Origin of the sequence: Bradyrhizobium sp. Bra78 (genome assembly GCF_024519855.1) — a bacterium.
In the GTDB taxonomy this organism is placed as follows: Bacteria; Pseudomonadota; Alphaproteobacteria; order Rhizobiales; family Xanthobacteraceae; genus Bradyrhizobium; species Bradyrhizobium japonicum_G.
In genome coordinates this window covers 90,955-106,257 of record NZ_JALJRE010000017.1, presented here as the reverse complement: position 1 = coordinate 106,257, position 15,303 = coordinate 90,955, and the positions used below count along the sequence as shown (strand labels likewise).

The following is a 15,303-nucleotide window of genomic DNA, read 5'->3' as shown; positions in this document are numbered from 1 at the left end:
GCTGACCGCCAAGCCCCGGCGCCAGTGCCCTCTCAACACCGAGAACAGGAAGTAATCATGAGCAAGGTCTGGTTCATCACGGGCGCCGGCAGCGGCATCGGTGTGGCAACCGCAAGGGCGGCATTGAAGGCCGGCGATCGCGTCGTCGCGACCGGCCGCAACCTCGACAAGGTCCGCAATGCCCTGAACGACGTCGCAGGCGACAACCTCGCGTTCGTGCAGTTGGACGTCGCCGACGAGGCCCAGGCCAAGCCCGCTGTCGACGCGGCGATCAAGGCGTTCGGCCGCATCGACGTTCTCGTCAACAATGCCGGCTATAGCCTGCTCGGCAATTTCGAGGAGTTGAGCACGGCTGAAATCGAGCGACTGATCGCGACCAATTTCTACGGCGTGATGTACATGATGCGCGCGGTACTTCCGGTGATGCGCAAGCGGAGATCCGGCCGGATCATCAACATCAGCTCCCTAGCAGGTATCGTCGGTTTCAAGCATTGCGGGGCCTATAGCGCCGCAAAGTTCGCGGTCGAAGGCCTGTCGGCATCGGTGGCCCATGAGGTCGAGCCGTTCGGCATCAAGATCGTCGCAGTCGAGCCCGGGTTCTTCCGGACAGACCTGCTCGATGCTCACAACGCCAAATATGCCGGCAGCACGATCGAAGACTACGCCGCGGAAGGCACCGCAGAAAACATGTGGTCAGGCTACCACGGCGCCCAGCAAGGTGATCCGGCCAGGCTCGGCGATGCCCTGGTCAAAATCGCCGGGATGGACAATCCGCCGAGGCAGTTCGCGGCCGGCAGCGACGCGCTCGCGGTGGCCCAGCCGGCCCTCGAAGCTCGCCTCGAGGAACTGCGAGCGTACTCTGACCTGTCCAAGTCGACAGACGGCTCTTTCTGAGATCACGCCGCCGTCGGAGCTCGAACGCTCAAACCATCACGAGCTTGACCTGGCCGTCCTCAACGGTTCCCGTCGCGAGAGCGTCGCGCGCCATCTTCTCGACGGCCGGCCAATTCGCCAGAAGGTATCTCTGCGCCTGCACTTTGGTGGGGAAATTGGTTTGCAGAATACAGCTCTGCCGCGCGTTCCCATTCGCGATCTGAAAGGACACTGCCTGGGGCCCCTCTCTAAGCTCTTGCTCGGTGGGCTGGGGAAGCTTGCGCATGCTGGTCCTTCTCGTGGCTCAGCGAACCGGTGCGGCGCCCCCGGACGCTGGATTGGCGGGAGCCGTCCCGGCCGCGATCTTCCTGGATTTCGACAGCCGCTCCGGCTCAAGGCCCGGCTGCGTATTGCGGACCGCCTCGGTCAGCATGAGCCGGAGCTCAGCCTTGGTCTTGGGTGCTTGTCGCGTGGTCGACTTCTGCCAATTGCTCATGGAGTCCATATGGGGATCTTTGCGCGAAATGCGACCATTGGCGTTCTCATTTGCGACGGGCGTCAGCCGGTGCAAAAAACCCGCGGCCGATGAACGGTCGCGGGTCCAGAAATCAGAAGCTCTGCCAGTACATCCGTGGTCAAAGCGACGTCATGGCGATTGCGGCAGCCTATGCGGCGCGCAGATCCTCAGCAGCAGACTTGCCGGTTCGGCTGTCTGCAACGATTTCGAAAGAAACCTTCTGCCCTTCGTTGAGGGTATTCATGCCGGCGCGTTCAACGGCGCTGATATGAACGAACACATCCTGGCTTCCCTGGTCTGGCTGAATGAAGCCGAAACCCTTTTGGCTGTTAAACCACTTCACAGTTCCCGTCGTCATGGGGGTCGTCCTTTAAGACAGATAAGCGTTTGGCCGGGCTCAGAAGCGCGGTCGGTGTCGTCGAGATCTGGAGGGAGGGTCGTCAGTCAGGCGCGCTTGAAAGCGGCGAGGCCAAGTCATTCGGCCGAAACTCGATGGAATGGATATGGCTACTGCTCGGTCATTCCGCAAGTAGCCATAAGTCGTTGTTTTCGGATCCAGGAGCGCCGCATCGTTTCGCGCTGCGCCGCTCCTGGAGGCGCGATAGCGTCTACGCCGCCTTCTTGCTCTGCGCGAGGTGCGCCAGTTGGCGCATGATCTCGGTGGTACCGGCGAGACGCTCTTCCGGCGTCTCCCAGTCCTGGAAGAACACCACCTTCATGTCGGGCCGCACCTTGGCGGCCTGGCCGTGGCTGCGGATGAACGACACCAGTCGGTCGGGATGGGCGAACGAACTGTCGCGGAAGGCGATGACGGCGCCCTTCGGACCGGCATCGATCTTCTCGACATTGGCCTGGCGGCAGAACGCCTTGATCGCGGCGACCTTGAACAGGTAGCGCACCTCGTCCGGCAGCACGCCGAAACGGTCGCGCATCTCGGCGCCGAAGTTCTCGATCTCCTCCTCGCTGTCGAGATCGGCGAGCCGCCGGTAGAGCGACAGCCGCACCGAGAGGTCGCCGACATAGTCCTCCGGGATCAGCACGGGCATGCCGATCGTTATGGTCGGCGACCAGCGGTCGGCGGCCGGCTCGGACACGCCGGCCTTGAGGTTGACGATCGCCTCCTCGAGCATCGACTGGTAGAGCTCGAAGCCGACTTCCTTGATGTGGCCGGACTGCTGCTCGCCCAGGATGTTGCCGGCGCCACGGATGTCGAGGTCATGGGAGGCGAGCTGGAAGCCCGCGCCCAGCGTCTCCAGCGATTGCAGCACGGTGAGCCGGCGCTCGGCCTGCGCCGTGATCTTCTGCTGCGCCGGCAGCGTGAACAGCGCATAGGCCCGCAGCTTGGAGCGACCGACGCGGCCGCGGAGCTGGTAGAGCTGGGCAAGGCCGAACATGTCGGCGCGGTGCACGATCAGAGTGTTGGCGTTGGGGATGTCGAGGCCGGATTCGACGATGGTGGTCGACAGCAGGATGTCGAACTTGCCGTCGTAGAACGCGGTCATGATGTCCTCGATCACGGCGGGCGGCATCTGGCCGTGCGCGACCGCGACCTTCATCTCCGGCACGTTCTTGTCGAGGAAATCCTTGACCTCGGCGAGGTCGTCGATGCGCGGCACCACGTAGAACGCCTGGCCGCCGCGATAGCGCTCGCGCAGCAGCGCCTCGCGGATCATCAGCGGATCGTGCGGGGCGACGAAGGTGCGCACCGCGAGACGGTCGACCGGCGGCGAGGCGATGATCGAGAGTTCGCGTACGCCGGTGAGCGCCAATTGGAGCGTGCGCGGAATCGGCGTTGCCGACAGCGTCAGCACGTGCACCTCGGCGCGCAGTTGCTTCAGCCGTTCCTTGTGGCTGACGCCGAAATGCTGCTCCTCGTCGACGATCAGCAGCCCGAGATCCCTGAACTTGATCGACTTGCTGAGTAGCGCGTGGGTGCCGACGACGATGTCGACCGAACCGTCGGTGAGGCCCTTCTTGACCAGATTGAGCTGCTTGGTCGGGACCAGGCGCGAGGCCTGTGCGACCTGCACCGGAAAACCCTTGAACCGCTCGCTGAACGTCTTGTGGTGCTGACGGGCGAGCAGCGTGGTCGGCACCACGACCGCGACCTGCTTGCCTTCGAGCGCCACGGCGAAGGCCGCGCGCAAGGCCACCTCGGTCTTGCCGAAGCCGACGTCGCCGCAGATCAGCCGGTCCATGGGACGGCCCGTTTCGAGGTCCTTCAGGGTGGATTCGATCGCCCCTAGCTGGTCCTCGGTCTCGTCGTAGGGGAAGCGTGCGCAGAACTCGTCGTAAAGGCCCGGCTGCACCGGAAGCTTCGGCGCCTCGTGCAAATGCCGCTCCGCGGCGATCTTGATCAGCTCGCCCGCGATCTCGCGGATGCGGTTCTTGAGCTTCGCCTTGCGGGTCTGCCAGCCGCTTCCGCCGAGACGGTCGAGCTCGACCGTGGTCTGATCGGAGCCGTAGCGCGACAACAGCTCGATGTTCTCGACCGGCAGGAACAGCTTGGTCTCGGCGGCGTAATGCAGCTCGAGGCAGTCGTGCGGCGCGCCGGCGACGTCGAGCGTCTGCAGGCCGATGAAGCGGCCGATGCCGTGGTCGACGTGGACCACGATGTCGCCGGCGGCAAGGCTCGTCACCTCCGAGATGAAATTGTCGAGCTTGCGGCTCGCCTTGCGCGGCCGGACCAGGCGGTCGCCAAGGATGTCCTGTTCGCTGATCAGCGCGATCTCGTCGGTCTCGAAACCGCTTTCCAGGCCGAGCACGGCGAGCATGGTCTCGTTGCGCGGGGTCGCCTGCACCGTGCGCCAGCTGTTGACGCTGGTGGTGTGGGTCAGCTTGTGGTCGCGCAGCATCGAGGTCATGCGGTCGCGCGAGCCTTCGCTCCAGAGCGCGATCACCACTTTCTTGCGCTGGGCGTGCAGCCCCATCACGTGGCTGACGACGGATTCGAATACGTTGGCGGCGGTGTCGTTGCGCTCCGGCGCGAAGTCGCGGCCCTTGCGCGCTCCGGCATCGACGACGCTCGTGCCATCGGCCGGAACCGAAAACTGCGTCAGCCGCACCAGGGGCATCTCGCTCTCGCGCCTGCCCCACTCCTGCTCGGTCAGATAGAGCCTGTCAGGCGGCAGCGGCTTGTAGATGGCGCCGCCGCCCGGATGCTCCATCGCATCGTGGCGGGCCTGGTAATAGTCGAGGATCTGCTTGAAGCGCTCGCGGATGGCGTCCTCGGCCTGTGGCTCGATCGCGACGGCCGCGCCTTGCAGATAGTCGAACAGCGTATCCATCCGGTCCTGGAACAGCGGCAGCCAATGCTCCATGCCGGGATGGCGGCGCCCCTCGCTGACGGCCTCGTACAGCGCGTCGTCGCGCTCGGGCGCGCCGAACTCGGCGACATAGCCCATGCGGAAGCGGCGGATAGTGTCGGTGACGAGCTGGAATTCGGAGATCGGCACGAGATCCAGCGATCGCATGTCGAGCAGCGTGCGCTGGGTCTCCGCGTCGAAGGAGCGGATCGATTCCAGGCTGTCGCCGAAGAAGTCGAAGCGGACGGGCTGCTCGAGGCCGGCCGGAAACAGGTCCAGGATGCCGCCGCGCACGGCGTATTCGCCGGGCTCGCGGACGGTGGAGGAGCGGTTGTAGCCGTTGTGCTCGAGCCAGGCGATGATGGTGTCCATCGGCACGACGTTGCCCGGCGCCACCGACAGCGCTTGTGCCGCGACCAGCTCGCGCGCCGGCACGCGCTGAACGACGGCGTTCACGGTGGTCAGCACGATCAGTGGCTTGTCGCTGCCGGTAAGCGAGGCAAGCCGCGCCAGCGTCGTCAGGCGCTGCGCCAAAACGCCGCCATGCGGCGAGACGCGGTCATAGGGCTGGCAGTCCCAGGCCGGAAACGTCAGCACCGGCAGATCGGGCGCAAAGAATTGCAGCGCGCGCTCGAGCTGCTGCATCCGCGGGCCGTCGCGGCAGACCACCGCGAGGCTGACGGCCGGCTTCTTCGGCCGCGCCGCGATGGCGCGTGCCAGATCGGAGACGACGAGGCCCTCGGCGCCCTCGGCAACATTGGCAAGCGTCAGCGCACGGCCGGGCGTGAGCAGCTCGGCCGGAGATTTCATCCCCTGCTTCATGCGTTGCCGTCCGCGATCGGAAACGCCTTGATGCGGGCAAACAGCGCGCCGGTGACATCAGCCGGCAGCACCTTGTCGCCGGTGATGGCGGCATAGAGATCGGGATCGTTGACCTCGAGCAGCGTCTCGAGCTCGGTCAGCTCGGTGTCGGACAAATTGCCGATCTCGGCGTCCGCGAAGCGGCCGAGAATCAGGTCCATCTCGCGCGTGCCGCGGTGCCAGCAGCGGAACAGGAGCCGCTTGCGGCGGTCATCCAGCCCGTTGCTCGATCGTGTCGTTCCCGTCATGTCTCAAATCCAGTCAAACGCAGAAAGCCCGGACGTGCCGGGCCGGGGTGATATAGCCATTCAGGCGAGCCGTGTCAGCCCTTTGTTATTGCAATTGTTTGCGGACCGTCATTGCCGGGCTTGACCCGGCAATCCATCGTCATTGAAAAGATGGACGCGCGGGTCGAGCCCGCGCATGACGAATGTTGCAAGAATGCGCCCCAGCCTGCTCAATCCGCTGTTCGCTCCCGTGACCAGCCTGCCCGGCGTCGGTCCGAAGCAGGACAAGCTGCTGCAATATTTGCTCAGCCGCAGCGAGACGCCGCGGCTGGTCGACCTGTTGCTGCATCTGCCGAGCCAGGTCATCGACCGCCGGGCCCGGCCGAAAATCCGCGACGCCGCCCAGGGAACCATGGTGACGCTGGAGGTCACCGTCGATCGCCACCGCCCGCCCCCGCCGCGCAATGCGCGCGCGCCCTATCTCGTCTATGCCAGCGACGACACCGGCGACGTCGTGCTGACGTTCTTTCGCGCCAAGCCCGGCTATGTCGAAAAGCTGCTGCCCGTTGGCGAGAAGCGCTACGTCTCGGGCACGCTCCAGATGTATGACGGCATCCCGCAGATCGTGCATCCCGACCGCGTGCTGGACGAGGAGGCGATCTCGAAACTCTCCGGGATCGATCCCGTCTACCCGCTGACCGAGGGCCTCGCGCTCGGGTCGCTGCGCCGCGCGGTCACCCAGGCGCTGCATAAACTGCCGGCCCTGCAGGAATGGATCAGCCCGGAGGTGCTACGCCGATGCAATTTCCCGCCGATCACCGAAGCGCTGACCCGCGTGCATCAGCCGGTCGAGCTCACGGACATCTTGCCCGACCAGCCGTTCTGGTCGCGCCTTGCCTTCGATGAGCTATTGGCAGGACAACTGGCGCTCGCCCTGATCCGCGCGCAACTGCGCCGCCCCGCCGGCGTGCGCAACGCCGGCGACGGGCATCTCCGCAACAAGATCATCGACGCGCTGCCCTATGCGCTGACGTCATCCCAGCGCGACGCGGCAGCCGCCATCGCCAATGATCTGCAACAGCCCGTGCGCATGCTGCGCCTGCTCCAGGGCGACGTCGGCTCCGGCAAGACCGTGGTGGCGCTGCTCGCTGCCGCGGCCGTCACCGAGGTCGGCAAGCAGGCGGCGCTGATGGCCCCGACCGAAATTCTGGCCCGCCAGCACATCAAGACCATCGCGCCGCTCGCCGAGCGCGCGGGAATGCGAGTCGCGATCCTCACCGGCCGCGAAAAGGGCAAGGAGCGGCGCGACATCCTCGCGCAGCTTGCGGAAGGCGAGATCGACCTGCTCGTCGGCACCCATGCGCTGATCCAGGACGACGTCATCTTCCACGATCTCGCGCTCGCGATCGTCGACGAGCAGCACCGCTTTGGCGTGCGCGAACGGCTCGCGCTGACCTCGAAAGGCGAAGCGGTCGACGTCCTGGTGCTGAGCGCCACGCCGATCCCGCGAACGCTGGTGCTGACTTATTTCGGCGACATGGACATCTCCGAGCTGCGTGAAAAGCCTGCCGGCCGCCAGCCGATCGAAACCCGCACCATATCGATGAGCCGCCTCGAGGAAGTCACCGACAGCATCGGCCGAGCGCTTCAATCGGGCAAGCTGGTCTACTGGATCTGCCCGCTGGTCGAGGAATCCGAGGCCGAGGGCACCGAGCACCTGACCAATGCGACCAAGCGCTTCGAAAATCTGCAAAAGCGTTTCGGCGACCGCGTCGGCCTCGTCCACGGCCAGATGAAAGGCACCGAGAAGGACCGGGTGATGGGCCAGTTCGCCGCCCACGAAATCGGGCTGCTGGTTGCGACCACTGTGGTCGAGGTCGGTGTCGACGTGCCGGCGGCGACCATCATGGTGATCGAGAACGCCGAGCGCTTCGGCCTCGCCCAGCTGCACCAGTTGCGCGGCCGCATCGGGCGCGGCTCGGAGGCATCGACCTGCCTGCTGCTCTACTCGGAGCCGCTCGGCGAGATGTCGAAGGCACGGCTGAAGGTGATCCGCGAGACCACCGACGGCTTCCGCATCGCCGAGGAGGATCTGAAGCTGCGCGGCGAAGGCGACGTGCTTGGCGTGCGCCAGAGCGGCCTGCCCGGCTACCGCATCGCGCGCTCGGAGGTGCACGGCCAGCTCATCACGCAGGCCCGCGACGAGGCGCTGCGCATCCTGAAGGACGACCCGAAGCTCAAGGGCGAGCGTGGCGAAGCGCTGCGGTGCCTGCTGTATCTGTATGAGCGGGACGAGGCGATCCCGCTGATCGGGGCAGGTTAGCCCGCAGCTCTCTGACGCCCGATCTCATAAGCCGCCACATGCGCCCGGGCGAGATCCAGCAGCGGCGTGTCGATGCCCAGCGCACGGGCCCGGTTGGCCATATCGCCGAGGATGTGCTCCGCCTCGGTGATCGAGCCGCGCTCGATATCGCGCAGCATCGAGGCCTTGAGCGGAGAGTCCAGGGTCGTGAACAGCTTACGGTCGAACTCGATGAACGGAGCGCGCGGCTCAAAACCGGAAGCCGTCGCGACTGCGCAGCATTCGGCGAACAGGCGGAAAATAGATTGCTCGCCGTTCGGCACAGCCAGGATGTCGCCAACGCTTGCACGCATCAGGCAGGTGATGCCGGCAAGCGTGCTGAGCTGGACGAACTTCTCCCACATGTCCTGCATGATCGCTTCGCTGGCGCGTACGTCGATGCCGGGGACATGGAGCAGTGCCTCCAGCGCAAGGGCGCGCTCGCTCAACGAACCCTTGATCTCGCCGAACACAATCGTCTGATTGGCCATGAACTGAACGACCCTGCCATCCGCATCGAGTCCGGCACTGACGTTCGCAAGCCCGCCGAGGACGCACCTCGCGCCGAACCGCGCGATCAGAGCATCGATATGCTTCAAACCGTTGAGGATCGGCAGAACCATCGTATCGGCGCCGACTGCCGGGGCAAACTGGGCCATCGCATCGTCGAGCGAGTAGGATTTCACCCCGACGAGCACGACGTCGAACGCTTCCTTGAGGTCGTCAGCCAGGATGACTTTCGGCTGCACGGCAAAGTCGCCATGCGGGCTCACGACCTGCAGTCCGTTCCGCCGCAATTGCTCCGCCCGCCCCAGCCGTACCAGAAAGGTCACATCGCCGCCGGCGCGGACCAGGCGAGCTCCGTAGTAGCCTCCGAGCGCCCCTGCGCCGATCACGAGCACTCTCATTCGAACTCCTATTGCACGCGACGCACATACAGCCACCCGGCCCCTGGAACGGCAAGTTGAAATCCAATCTATCGTCTCGGCGGTTTTCGTGAAACCTTGCCGCGATGCGCCGGATCATCGTCGTAGGCAGTCAGGGTAGCGGAAAGACGAGCCTCTCCCGGAATCTCGGGAGCAAGCTCGGGCTGCCCGTGGTGCATCTCGACGTGCTCTACTGGCGGCCGGGCTGGAAGCCGTCCGACAAGCCGGGCTTTCGGGCGCGCGTCGCCGAGGCGATCGCCGGCGAGGCGTGGGTCGTCGACGGCAGCTTTTCCGGTCTGGCCTTCGATCTCACCCTCGCCCGCGCCGATACTCTGGTCATCATCGACCGCCCGCGTTGGCTCTGCCAGTGGCGCATTCTCTGGCGCTCCGCCCTCGATCGCGACACGACGCGGCCCGATCTGCCCCAGGGGTGTCCGGAACAGTTCGACTGGAAACTGATGAAGGAAGCCTGGCGCTACGACACGGAACGTGTGCCAGTCATTGAGGCCGAACGCATCCAATATGGCCCTGACGTCCCGGTCGTGCGCCTGAGACGCGACCGGGACATCCAGGGCTTTCTGGATTCGGTTTCAGTGCACGACGAGTGAGTGATTGGCTGACAATCAGGATTTCTTCTGTGCAACGCGCGCGGCAAACGCCTTCATCAAGTCCGCCTCCATCGCATCGCCATTCGCGTCCTCGGCGAGATGCTCGAACCAGCGCGCAAAGCCCTCGTAGATCTGGCTGGCCGGATGATCGGAGCCGAGAAAGCCGGAAATCTCCCGCATCTCAGCCACCCAGCGATAGGCTTTTGGAACCATGTCCGGCAGGGCGACTTCGAGGCGGGCCAAAATCGCGGGCTGGCTCAGCGCGAGTTCGTCGCGCAGCGCGTCCGCCGCGCCTGCCTTCGTTGCCGCGACCACCATCGCCGAGCCGATGCCGGCGAGGCCCTTGACGATACCGGCATAGGACATTTTCAAGGCCGACGCGGCGCCGACCGGGCCTTCGACGATCCGCACGTCGAGCCCGAGTTCCTTCAGCACCGCGACGTCTTTGGCGTGCTCGCCGGACATGTAGAAGGCCGGGCTCTTGCCGCTGGGCTGCGGCGGGAATCCGATGATGCCGGCATCGACGAACGGCGCCTGTGCCGAGCCGATGATCTCCTCGATCCGCATCACGGTATCGACATTGACGGCGTTGCAGTCGACCACGACCGGCTTCTTCTCGCGCCTGACGATCAGGGCGGCCAGCCGCTCGGCGAGTGCCACAGCTTCGCCCGGCGGCACGATCGAGAGGATGATGTCGGCGTCCGCGATCGCTTCGTCCTCGGCGCCGATCATGCCGGCGTCCGCCGCGCGCTTTTGCGTCGCCTCGCTCCGCCCCTTCAACGACGTCAGCACGCGTGCACCGTGCTCGCTGAGCCGGCGGGCCACCGCGCTGCCCATGGCGCCGGGGGCGAGGATCGCAATGGTTTTGGACATCGTGCACTCCAGGTCGAATTCCGAGCGAGGCGCTCAATTCGACCGGGAGACTAGCAGAGGACGAAAGTGCTTTGCGCCAATGCGGCCATCCGAAACGGGAATGGCCCTACTCCACCTTCGCAGGCTGCGGCTGGAGCGCCGCCGCATTGGCAATGCGCGCGGCGTTCGCCATGCCGGCGAGTGCCGCAGCCTTCTTCGGGTCGGGCGCCGAGCCCGGCTGCACCACACCGGCCGACATGATCAGGGTCGCGGCATCCTCGGTGCTCATGTCGACCTCGACGATCTTGCTCTTGGGCACGTAGAAGAAGAACCCCGTGGTCGGGTTCGGCGAGCAAGGCAGGAACACCGAAACGTGCTCCTGCTGCCCCGGCAGGCTGCGCGCGACCTCTTCATTCGGCGATTGCGAGATCAGCACGATCGACCACATGCCCGGCGAGGGAAACTCGACCAGGCCAACTTTCCGGAAGCTCGAACCCTTGCCCGAGAACAACGTCTCGAACACCTGCTTCAGGCCGCGATAGATGGCGCGCACCGCCGGAATGCGACCGAGAAAGGTCTCGCCGACATCAACCAGCGTCCGCCCGATCAGGTTGGCCGCAAGGAAGCCGACCAGCGTCAGCGTGAAGAACGCGACAATCAGTCCCCAGCCGGGAATGACGTAAGGCAGATAGGTCTCGGGCCGATAGGCCAGCGGCACGAAAGGCCGCACCACGCCGTCAACCCAGGTGACGAACCACCAGACCAGATACAGCGTGATCGCAATCGGCCCCGTCACGACGAGGCCCGTGAGGAAATAATTGCGGAAGCGGCCCATCAGGCCGGTATGCGGTTCCGGCAGGGGATCCAGAGGCGCAGGCGCGTCGTCACGGGGGGTCATTCGGGTTCCAGGTCGGTCGCAGCACACAAGCTATGGTCTTGTAGCAGGTTTTGGAAGACCACGAAGCGAACCGGCCGATATCCCCTCTGCCTATTCCACGGTCACCGATTTTGCGAGGTTGCGTGGCTGGTCGACGTCGGTGCCCATGACGACGGCCGTGTGATAGGCGAGCAGCTGCACGGGAACGGCATAGACCATCGGCGTGAACGCCGCCGCCATGTCAGGCATGACGATGGTGACGAGGGACTCGACGGTCGCCTCCGCCGCGCCCTTGGCGTCGGTCATCAGGATGATCTTGCCGCCGCGGGCCGCGACCTCCTGCATGTTGGAGACGGTCTTCTCGAATACGCGGTCGTAGGGCGCGATGACGACGACCGGCATGGTCTCGTCGATCAGTGCGATCGGGCCGTGCTTGAGCTCGCCGGCGGCATAGCCTTCGGCGTGGATATAGGAGATTTCCTTCAGCTTCAGCGCGCCTTCGAGCGCCAGCGGGAAGCTGGTGCCGCGGCCGAGATAGAGCACGTCGCTGGATTTGGCGATCCTGTGCGCGAGCTTTTCGATCTGGACCTCGGTGGTGAGCGCATCCGCCATCAAACGCGGAATCTCGACAAGACCGTGGACCAGCTTGGTCTCGTCCTCGTCGGACAACTCACCCCGGGCCTTGCCGGCCGCGATTGCAAGGTTCGCCAGCACCATGAGCTGGCAGGTGAAGGCCTTGGTCGAGGCGACGCCGATCTCGGGTCCGGCGAGCGTCTGGAGGACGGTCTCGCTCTCGCGCGCGATCGTCGAGGTCGGCACGTTGACGACGGCCACCGTGTGCACGCCCTCGGCCTTGGCATAACGCAATGCCGCCAGCGTATCGGCGGTCTCGCCCGATTGCGAGATGAAGATGGCAAGGTCGCCCTTGCGCAGCGGCGCCTCGCGGTAACGGAATTCGGAGGCGACATCGACCTCGACCGGCACGCGCGCAAAGCGCTCGAACCAGTATTTTGCGACGAAGCCGGCATAGCTCGCGGTGCCGCAGGCCGTGATGTTAATGCGCTGGATGTCCTTGAAGTCGAACGGCAGCTTGACCGGCAGCGAGACGCGCTCGGTCGCCATGTCGACATAGCGCGCCAGCGTGTGGCCGACCACTTCCGGCTGCTCGTGGATCTCCTTCGCCATGAAGTGGCGGTAATTGGCCTTGTCGACCAGCGAGGTCGAGGCGGCGTGCTTGATCTTGTCGCGCTGGACGGCCTTGCCGTCCTTGTCGAAGATATCAGCGCTCTTGCGGGTCAGAACGACCCAATCGCCGTCCTCGAGATAGCTGATCGTGTCGGTGAACGGGCCGAGCGCGATGGCGTCGGAGCCGAGATACATCTCGCCGTCGCCATAGCCGATCGCGAGCGGCGGGCCGTTGCGGGCCCCGATCATGAGGTCGTTATCGCCTGCGAAGATGAAGCCGAGCGCGAAGGCGCCGCGCAGCCGCGCCAGCGCCAGCTTCACCGCCTCGACCGGCTTGTTGCCGCGGGTCAAGAGATCGTCGACCAGATGCAGCACGATCTCGGTGTCGGTCTCGGTGTGGAACACCGCGCCCTTCTTCTCGAGCTCCTCGCGCAGCTCGCGGAAATTTTCGATGATGCCGTTGTGGACCACGGCGACGCGCTCGGTCGCGTGCGGATGGGCGTTGTTCACGGTCGGCTTGCCATGGGTCGCCCAGCGGGTATGGCCAATGCCGATCGTGCCCTTCAGAGGCTCCGCTTCGAGCCGCTTCTCCAGATTCTTCAGCTTGCCCTCGGCGCGGCGGCGCTCCAGGTGGTTGCCTTCGAGCGTGGCGACGCCCGCGGAATCGTAGCCGCGATATTCAAGACGTTTGAGCGAATCCACCAATTGCTCTGCAACCGGTTCGCGCCCGAGAATGCCGACAATCCCGCACATGCGGATCAATATCCCCCAAATCGTCGAAAAATCGCCTAAACGACGCGCTCGGCTTTTAGCGAAGTTCCTAAGGAACCAGATACTCAATAATTATTGCTGATTGAGACAGCACCGGCACGCACGCGACTTCGCCTGCGTCGAACTGGCCGGCCTTAAATCGCGCGCGTTAACTTGTTGTCAACAGGTTTGGCCAACGATTCCGGGTCAGGAGAGCAAGGCCATGAAGAGCTCGTCCGACCGCAAAGGTCTGTCACCGATGTCCATGCGCGCCAGCGAGACCTCGGGCACGCATCTGGCGCATTGGCCGCCGCCCCACCGCGGCAAGGAAAGCAAGCCCGTCTTCGTCAAGCATGCGGAAGGCGAACCGGCCAAGCGCGCCAAGCCCCGCGGCTGGCGCCTGACGCGCGCCATCTTCTCCGAATTCGCCGACGACGAATAGCGCAAGCCTATTTCCCGGTCTTCTTGCCGCCTGTCTTCATCTCGCGATAGCGCGCCGCGCCGCCTTCCCTGATGGTCTGCGGGCTCCGCTCCAGCGCCATCGCATCGTCGGGCACGTCGCGGGTGATCACCGAGCCCGAACCGATATAGGCGCCGTTGCCGATTTTCACCGGCGCGACCAGCGAGGAGTTGGTGCCGACGAAGGCGCCCTGCCCGATGATCGTCTTGTGCTTCTTGAAGCCGTCATAGTTGCAGGTGATGGTGCCGGCGCCGATGTTGGAATTGGCGCCGACAGTGGCGTCCCCGATGTAGGAGAGATGGTTGACCTTGACCCCGGCCTCCAGCGTCGCCGCCTTGGTCTCCACGAAATTGCCGATCCGCGCGCCGTCGCCGAGCGAGGTGCCGGGCCGCAGCCGCGCATAGGGGCCGATCGAGACCTTCTTGCCGAGCGACGTCTCGACGATGTGCGAGAAGGAATGGACCACCGTGCCGTCGCCGATCGAGACGCCGGGGCCGATCACCACGAACGGCTCGATCGTGACGTCCTTGCCGAACACGGTGTCGGCGCACAGATAGACGGTCTCGGGCGCGATCAGCGTCACGCCGGCCTCCATCGCAGACCTGCGCAGCCGCGCCTGCATGACGCTTTCGGCCTCGGCGAGCTGCGCCTTGGTGTTGATGCCGCGCACTTCGTCCTCGCTGGTTTCGATCACCACGGCATCCCATCCCTTGTCGCTGATAATGCCGACCGCGTCGGTCAGATAATATTCGCCCTTGGAATTCGCATTGCCGATTTGCCCGAGGATCTCGAGCGCGCGGCGCCCATCGATCGCCATCACGCCGGCATTGCAGAGATCGATCTTGCGCTCTTCGGAGCTCGCATCGGCCTGCTCGCGGATCGCGACCAGGCGGTCGCCCTCGACGATGAAGCGGCCATAGCCGGTGGGATCGGCGGCGCGAAAACCGAGCGCGGCAATCGCAGCGCCTTTGGCGAGCGGCGCGCGCAGGCGCGCAAAGGTCTCGGCCGAGATCAGCGGCGTATCGCCGAATGCAATCAGCAGGTCGTCCACGCCCCGCGCAATGGCATCACGCGCCGCCAGCACCGCATGCGCGGTGCCGAGCCGTTCGGCCTGCACGAAGGTGAGCGCGTCGGGACGGATGCGCTTTGCTTCGTCCGCGACCGCCTGATGATCGGGGCCGATCACGACGGCGAGCGCGGTGCCGGTTCCCTTGGGGGCGGCGGCGAGCACGTGGGCGAGCAGGCTCTGCTGTGCGACGGGATGCAGCACTTTCGGCAGGCTCGATCGCATGCGCGTGCCTTCCCCGGCGGCGAGCACGATCGTGAGGCTGGAACGGGCGGTCATCAAAATCCTGTCAGATACGGCCGAATCAAATGGTGCCGGCGGGCGGCGACCGCCCTCATGAGCTGCCCGCCTTGCTACCCCCGCAAACGCCCGGAGTTCAAGTGCGACGCAGTTTTACTGCTAATGTTCCCTGATTGATTCGGGGAAGCCGGACAGGGGCTGGGCACTTAACGTTC

14 protein-coding genes are annotated in these 15,303 nt (G+C 65.1%); 4 read left to right on the top strand and 10 right to left on the bottom strand.

The window, feature by feature from the left end; all coding sequences use genetic code 11:
- The first annotated feature begins 57 nt into the window (after positions 1–57).
- A complete protein-coding gene (locus tag OC450_RS30135) occupies positions 58–894 on the top strand; it encodes an SDR family NAD(P)-dependent oxidoreductase (RefSeq protein WP_262049211.1) in 837 nt (278 codons plus the stop codon).
- A gap of 28 nt (positions 895–922) precedes the next feature.
- On the opposite strand, the gene OC450_RS30130 is transcribed toward OC450_RS30135, so the two are convergent.
- From OC450_RS30130 to OC450_RS30110, 5 genes are all read right to left on the bottom strand, one after another.
- Positions 923–1,159: a hypothetical protein gene (locus OC450_RS30130; RefSeq protein WP_211386397.1), complete on the bottom strand. Its 237-nt coding sequence runs from the start codon at positions 1,157–1,159 to the stop codon at positions 923–925.
- An 18-nt stretch (positions 1,160–1,177) separates the two neighbouring features.
- Positions 1,178–1,378: a hypothetical protein gene (locus OC450_RS30125; RefSeq protein WP_211386396.1), complete on the bottom strand. Its 201-nt coding sequence runs from the start codon at positions 1,376–1,378 to the stop codon at positions 1,178–1,180.
- A 160-nt stretch (positions 1,379–1,538) separates the two neighbouring features.
- Complete coding sequence (locus tag OC450_RS30120; protein WP_211386395.1) at positions 1,539–1,748, bottom strand: cold-shock protein; 210 nt, start codon at positions 1,746–1,748, stop codon at positions 1,539–1,541.
- A gap of 250 nt (positions 1,749–1,998) precedes the next feature.
- Positions 1,999–5,517 (bottom strand): transcription-repair coupling factor, encoded by a 3,519-nt coding sequence (mfd, locus tag OC450_RS30115; protein WP_256806631.1) that lies wholly within the window; start codon positions 5,515–5,517, stop codon positions 1,999–2,001.
- Positions 5,514–5,804, bottom strand: a complete 291-nt coding sequence (locus OC450_RS30110) for a succinate dehydrogenase assembly factor 2 (RefSeq protein WP_211386393.1) — start codon at positions 5,802–5,804, stop codon at positions 5,514–5,516. Before OC450_RS30110 ends, mfd begins: the two co-directional genes overlap by 4 nt.
- Before the next feature lie 193 nt (positions 5,805–5,997).
- Here OC450_RS30110 and recG point away from each other — a divergent pair, with 193 nt between their 5' ends.
- Positions 5,998–8,106 carry an ATP-dependent DNA helicase RecG gene (recG, locus tag OC450_RS30105; protein WP_262049239.1) on the top strand — a complete coding sequence of 703 codons (2,109 nt, stop codon included), beginning with the start codon at positions 5,998–6,000 and terminating at the stop codon, positions 8,104–8,106.
- On the opposite strand, the gene panE is transcribed toward recG, so the two are convergent.
- The gene (gene panE / locus OC450_RS30100) at positions 8,103–9,032 is read right to left on the bottom strand and encodes a 2-dehydropantoate 2-reductase (RefSeq protein WP_211386392.1); all 930 of its coding nucleotides are present in this window, start codon (positions 9,030–9,032) and stop codon (positions 8,103–8,105) included. The genes recG and panE overlap by 4 nt on opposite strands.
- 104 nt (positions 9,033–9,136) lie before the next feature.
- Here panE and OC450_RS30095 point away from each other — a divergent pair, with 104 nt between their 5' ends.
- Positions 9,137–9,658, top strand: a complete 522-nt coding sequence (locus OC450_RS30095; RefSeq protein ID WP_211386391.1) for an AAA family ATPase — start codon at positions 9,137–9,139, stop codon at positions 9,656–9,658.
- A 15-nt stretch (positions 9,659–9,673) separates the two neighbouring features.
- Here OC450_RS30095 and OC450_RS30090 read toward each other — a convergent pair whose 3' ends face one another.
- The 3 genes from OC450_RS30090 to glmS form a co-directional block, all read right to left on the bottom strand.
- A complete protein-coding gene (locus OC450_RS30090) occupies positions 9,674–10,531 on the bottom strand; it encodes an NAD(P)-dependent oxidoreductase (protein WP_262049210.1) in 858 nt (285 codons plus the stop codon).
- A gap of 106 nt (positions 10,532–10,637) precedes the next feature.
- Positions 10,638–11,408, bottom strand: a complete 771-nt coding sequence (locus OC450_RS30085) for a DUF502 domain-containing protein (RefSeq protein ID WP_211386389.1) — start codon at positions 11,406–11,408, stop codon at positions 10,638–10,640.
- 90 nt (positions 11,409–11,498) lie between these two features.
- Positions 11,499–13,325, bottom strand: coding sequence for a glutamine--fructose-6-phosphate transaminase (isomerizing) (gene glmS / locus OC450_RS30080; protein WP_262049209.1), 1,827 nt, complete (start codon positions 13,323–13,325; stop codon positions 11,499–11,501).
- 220 nt (positions 13,326–13,545) lie between these two features.
- Here glmS and OC450_RS30075 point away from each other — a divergent pair, with 220 nt between their 5' ends.
- Positions 13,546–13,764: a hypothetical protein gene (locus tag OC450_RS30075; protein WP_211386387.1), complete on the top strand. Its 219-nt coding sequence runs from the start codon at positions 13,546–13,548 to the stop codon at positions 13,762–13,764.
- 7 nt (positions 13,765–13,771) lie between these two features.
- Here OC450_RS30075 and glmU read toward each other — a convergent pair whose 3' ends face one another.
- Positions 13,772–15,127, bottom strand: coding sequence for a bifunctional UDP-N-acetylglucosamine diphosphorylase/glucosamine-1-phosphate N-acetyltransferase GlmU (gene glmU, locus OC450_RS30070; RefSeq protein ID WP_211386386.1), 1,356 nt, complete (start codon positions 15,125–15,127; stop codon positions 13,772–13,774).
- Positions 15,128–15,303: the final 176 nt, after the last annotated feature.

Excerpts from the sequence above, each read along its gene's own strand:
- OC450_RS30135 (WP_262049211.1), top strand. The coding sequence starts at position 58 with ATGAGCAAGGTCTGGTTCATCACGGGCGCCGGCAGCGGCATCGGTGTG.
- OC450_RS30130 (WP_211386397.1), bottom strand. The coding sequence starts at position 1,159 with ATGCGCAAGCTTCCCCAGCCCACCGAGCAAGAGCTTAGAGAGGGGCCC.
- OC450_RS30125 (WP_211386396.1), bottom strand. The coding sequence starts at position 1,378 with ATGGACTCCATGAGCAATTGGCAGAAGTCGACCACGCGACAAGCACCC.
- OC450_RS30120 (WP_211386395.1), bottom strand. The coding sequence starts at position 1,748 with ATGACGACGGGAACTGTGAAGTGGTTTAACAGCCAAAAGGGTTTCGGC.
- mfd (WP_256806631.1), bottom strand. The coding sequence starts at position 5,517 with ATGAAGCAGGGGATGAAATCTCCGGCCGAGCTGCTCACGCCCGGCCGT.
- OC450_RS30110 (WP_211386393.1), bottom strand. The coding sequence starts at position 5,804 with ATGACGGGAACGACACGATCGAGCAACGGGCTGGATGACCGCCGCAAG.
- recG (WP_262049239.1), top strand. The coding sequence starts at position 5,998 with ATGCGCCCCAGCCTGCTCAATCCGCTGTTCGCTCCCGTGACCAGCCTG.
- panE (WP_211386392.1), bottom strand. The coding sequence starts at position 9,032 with ATGAGAGTGCTCGTGATCGGCGCAGGGGCGCTCGGAGGCTACTACGGA.
- OC450_RS30095 (WP_211386391.1), top strand. The coding sequence starts at position 9,137 with ATGCGCCGGATCATCGTCGTAGGCAGTCAGGGTAGCGGAAAGACGAGC.
- OC450_RS30090 (WP_262049210.1), bottom strand. The coding sequence starts at position 10,531 with ATGTCCAAAACCATTGCGATCCTCGCCCCCGGCGCCATGGGCAGCGCG.
- OC450_RS30085 (WP_211386389.1), bottom strand. The coding sequence starts at position 11,408 with ATGACCCCCCGTGACGACGCGCCTGCGCCTCTGGATCCCCTGCCGGAA.
- glmS (WP_262049209.1), bottom strand. The coding sequence starts at position 13,325 with ATGTGCGGGATTGTCGGCATTCTCGGGCGCGAACCGGTTGCAGAGCAA.
- OC450_RS30075 (WP_211386387.1), top strand. The coding sequence starts at position 13,546 with ATGAAGAGCTCGTCCGACCGCAAAGGTCTGTCACCGATGTCCATGCGC.
- glmU (WP_211386386.1), bottom strand. The coding sequence starts at position 15,127 with ATGACCGCCCGTTCCAGCCTCACGATCGTGCTCGCCGCCGGGGAAGGC.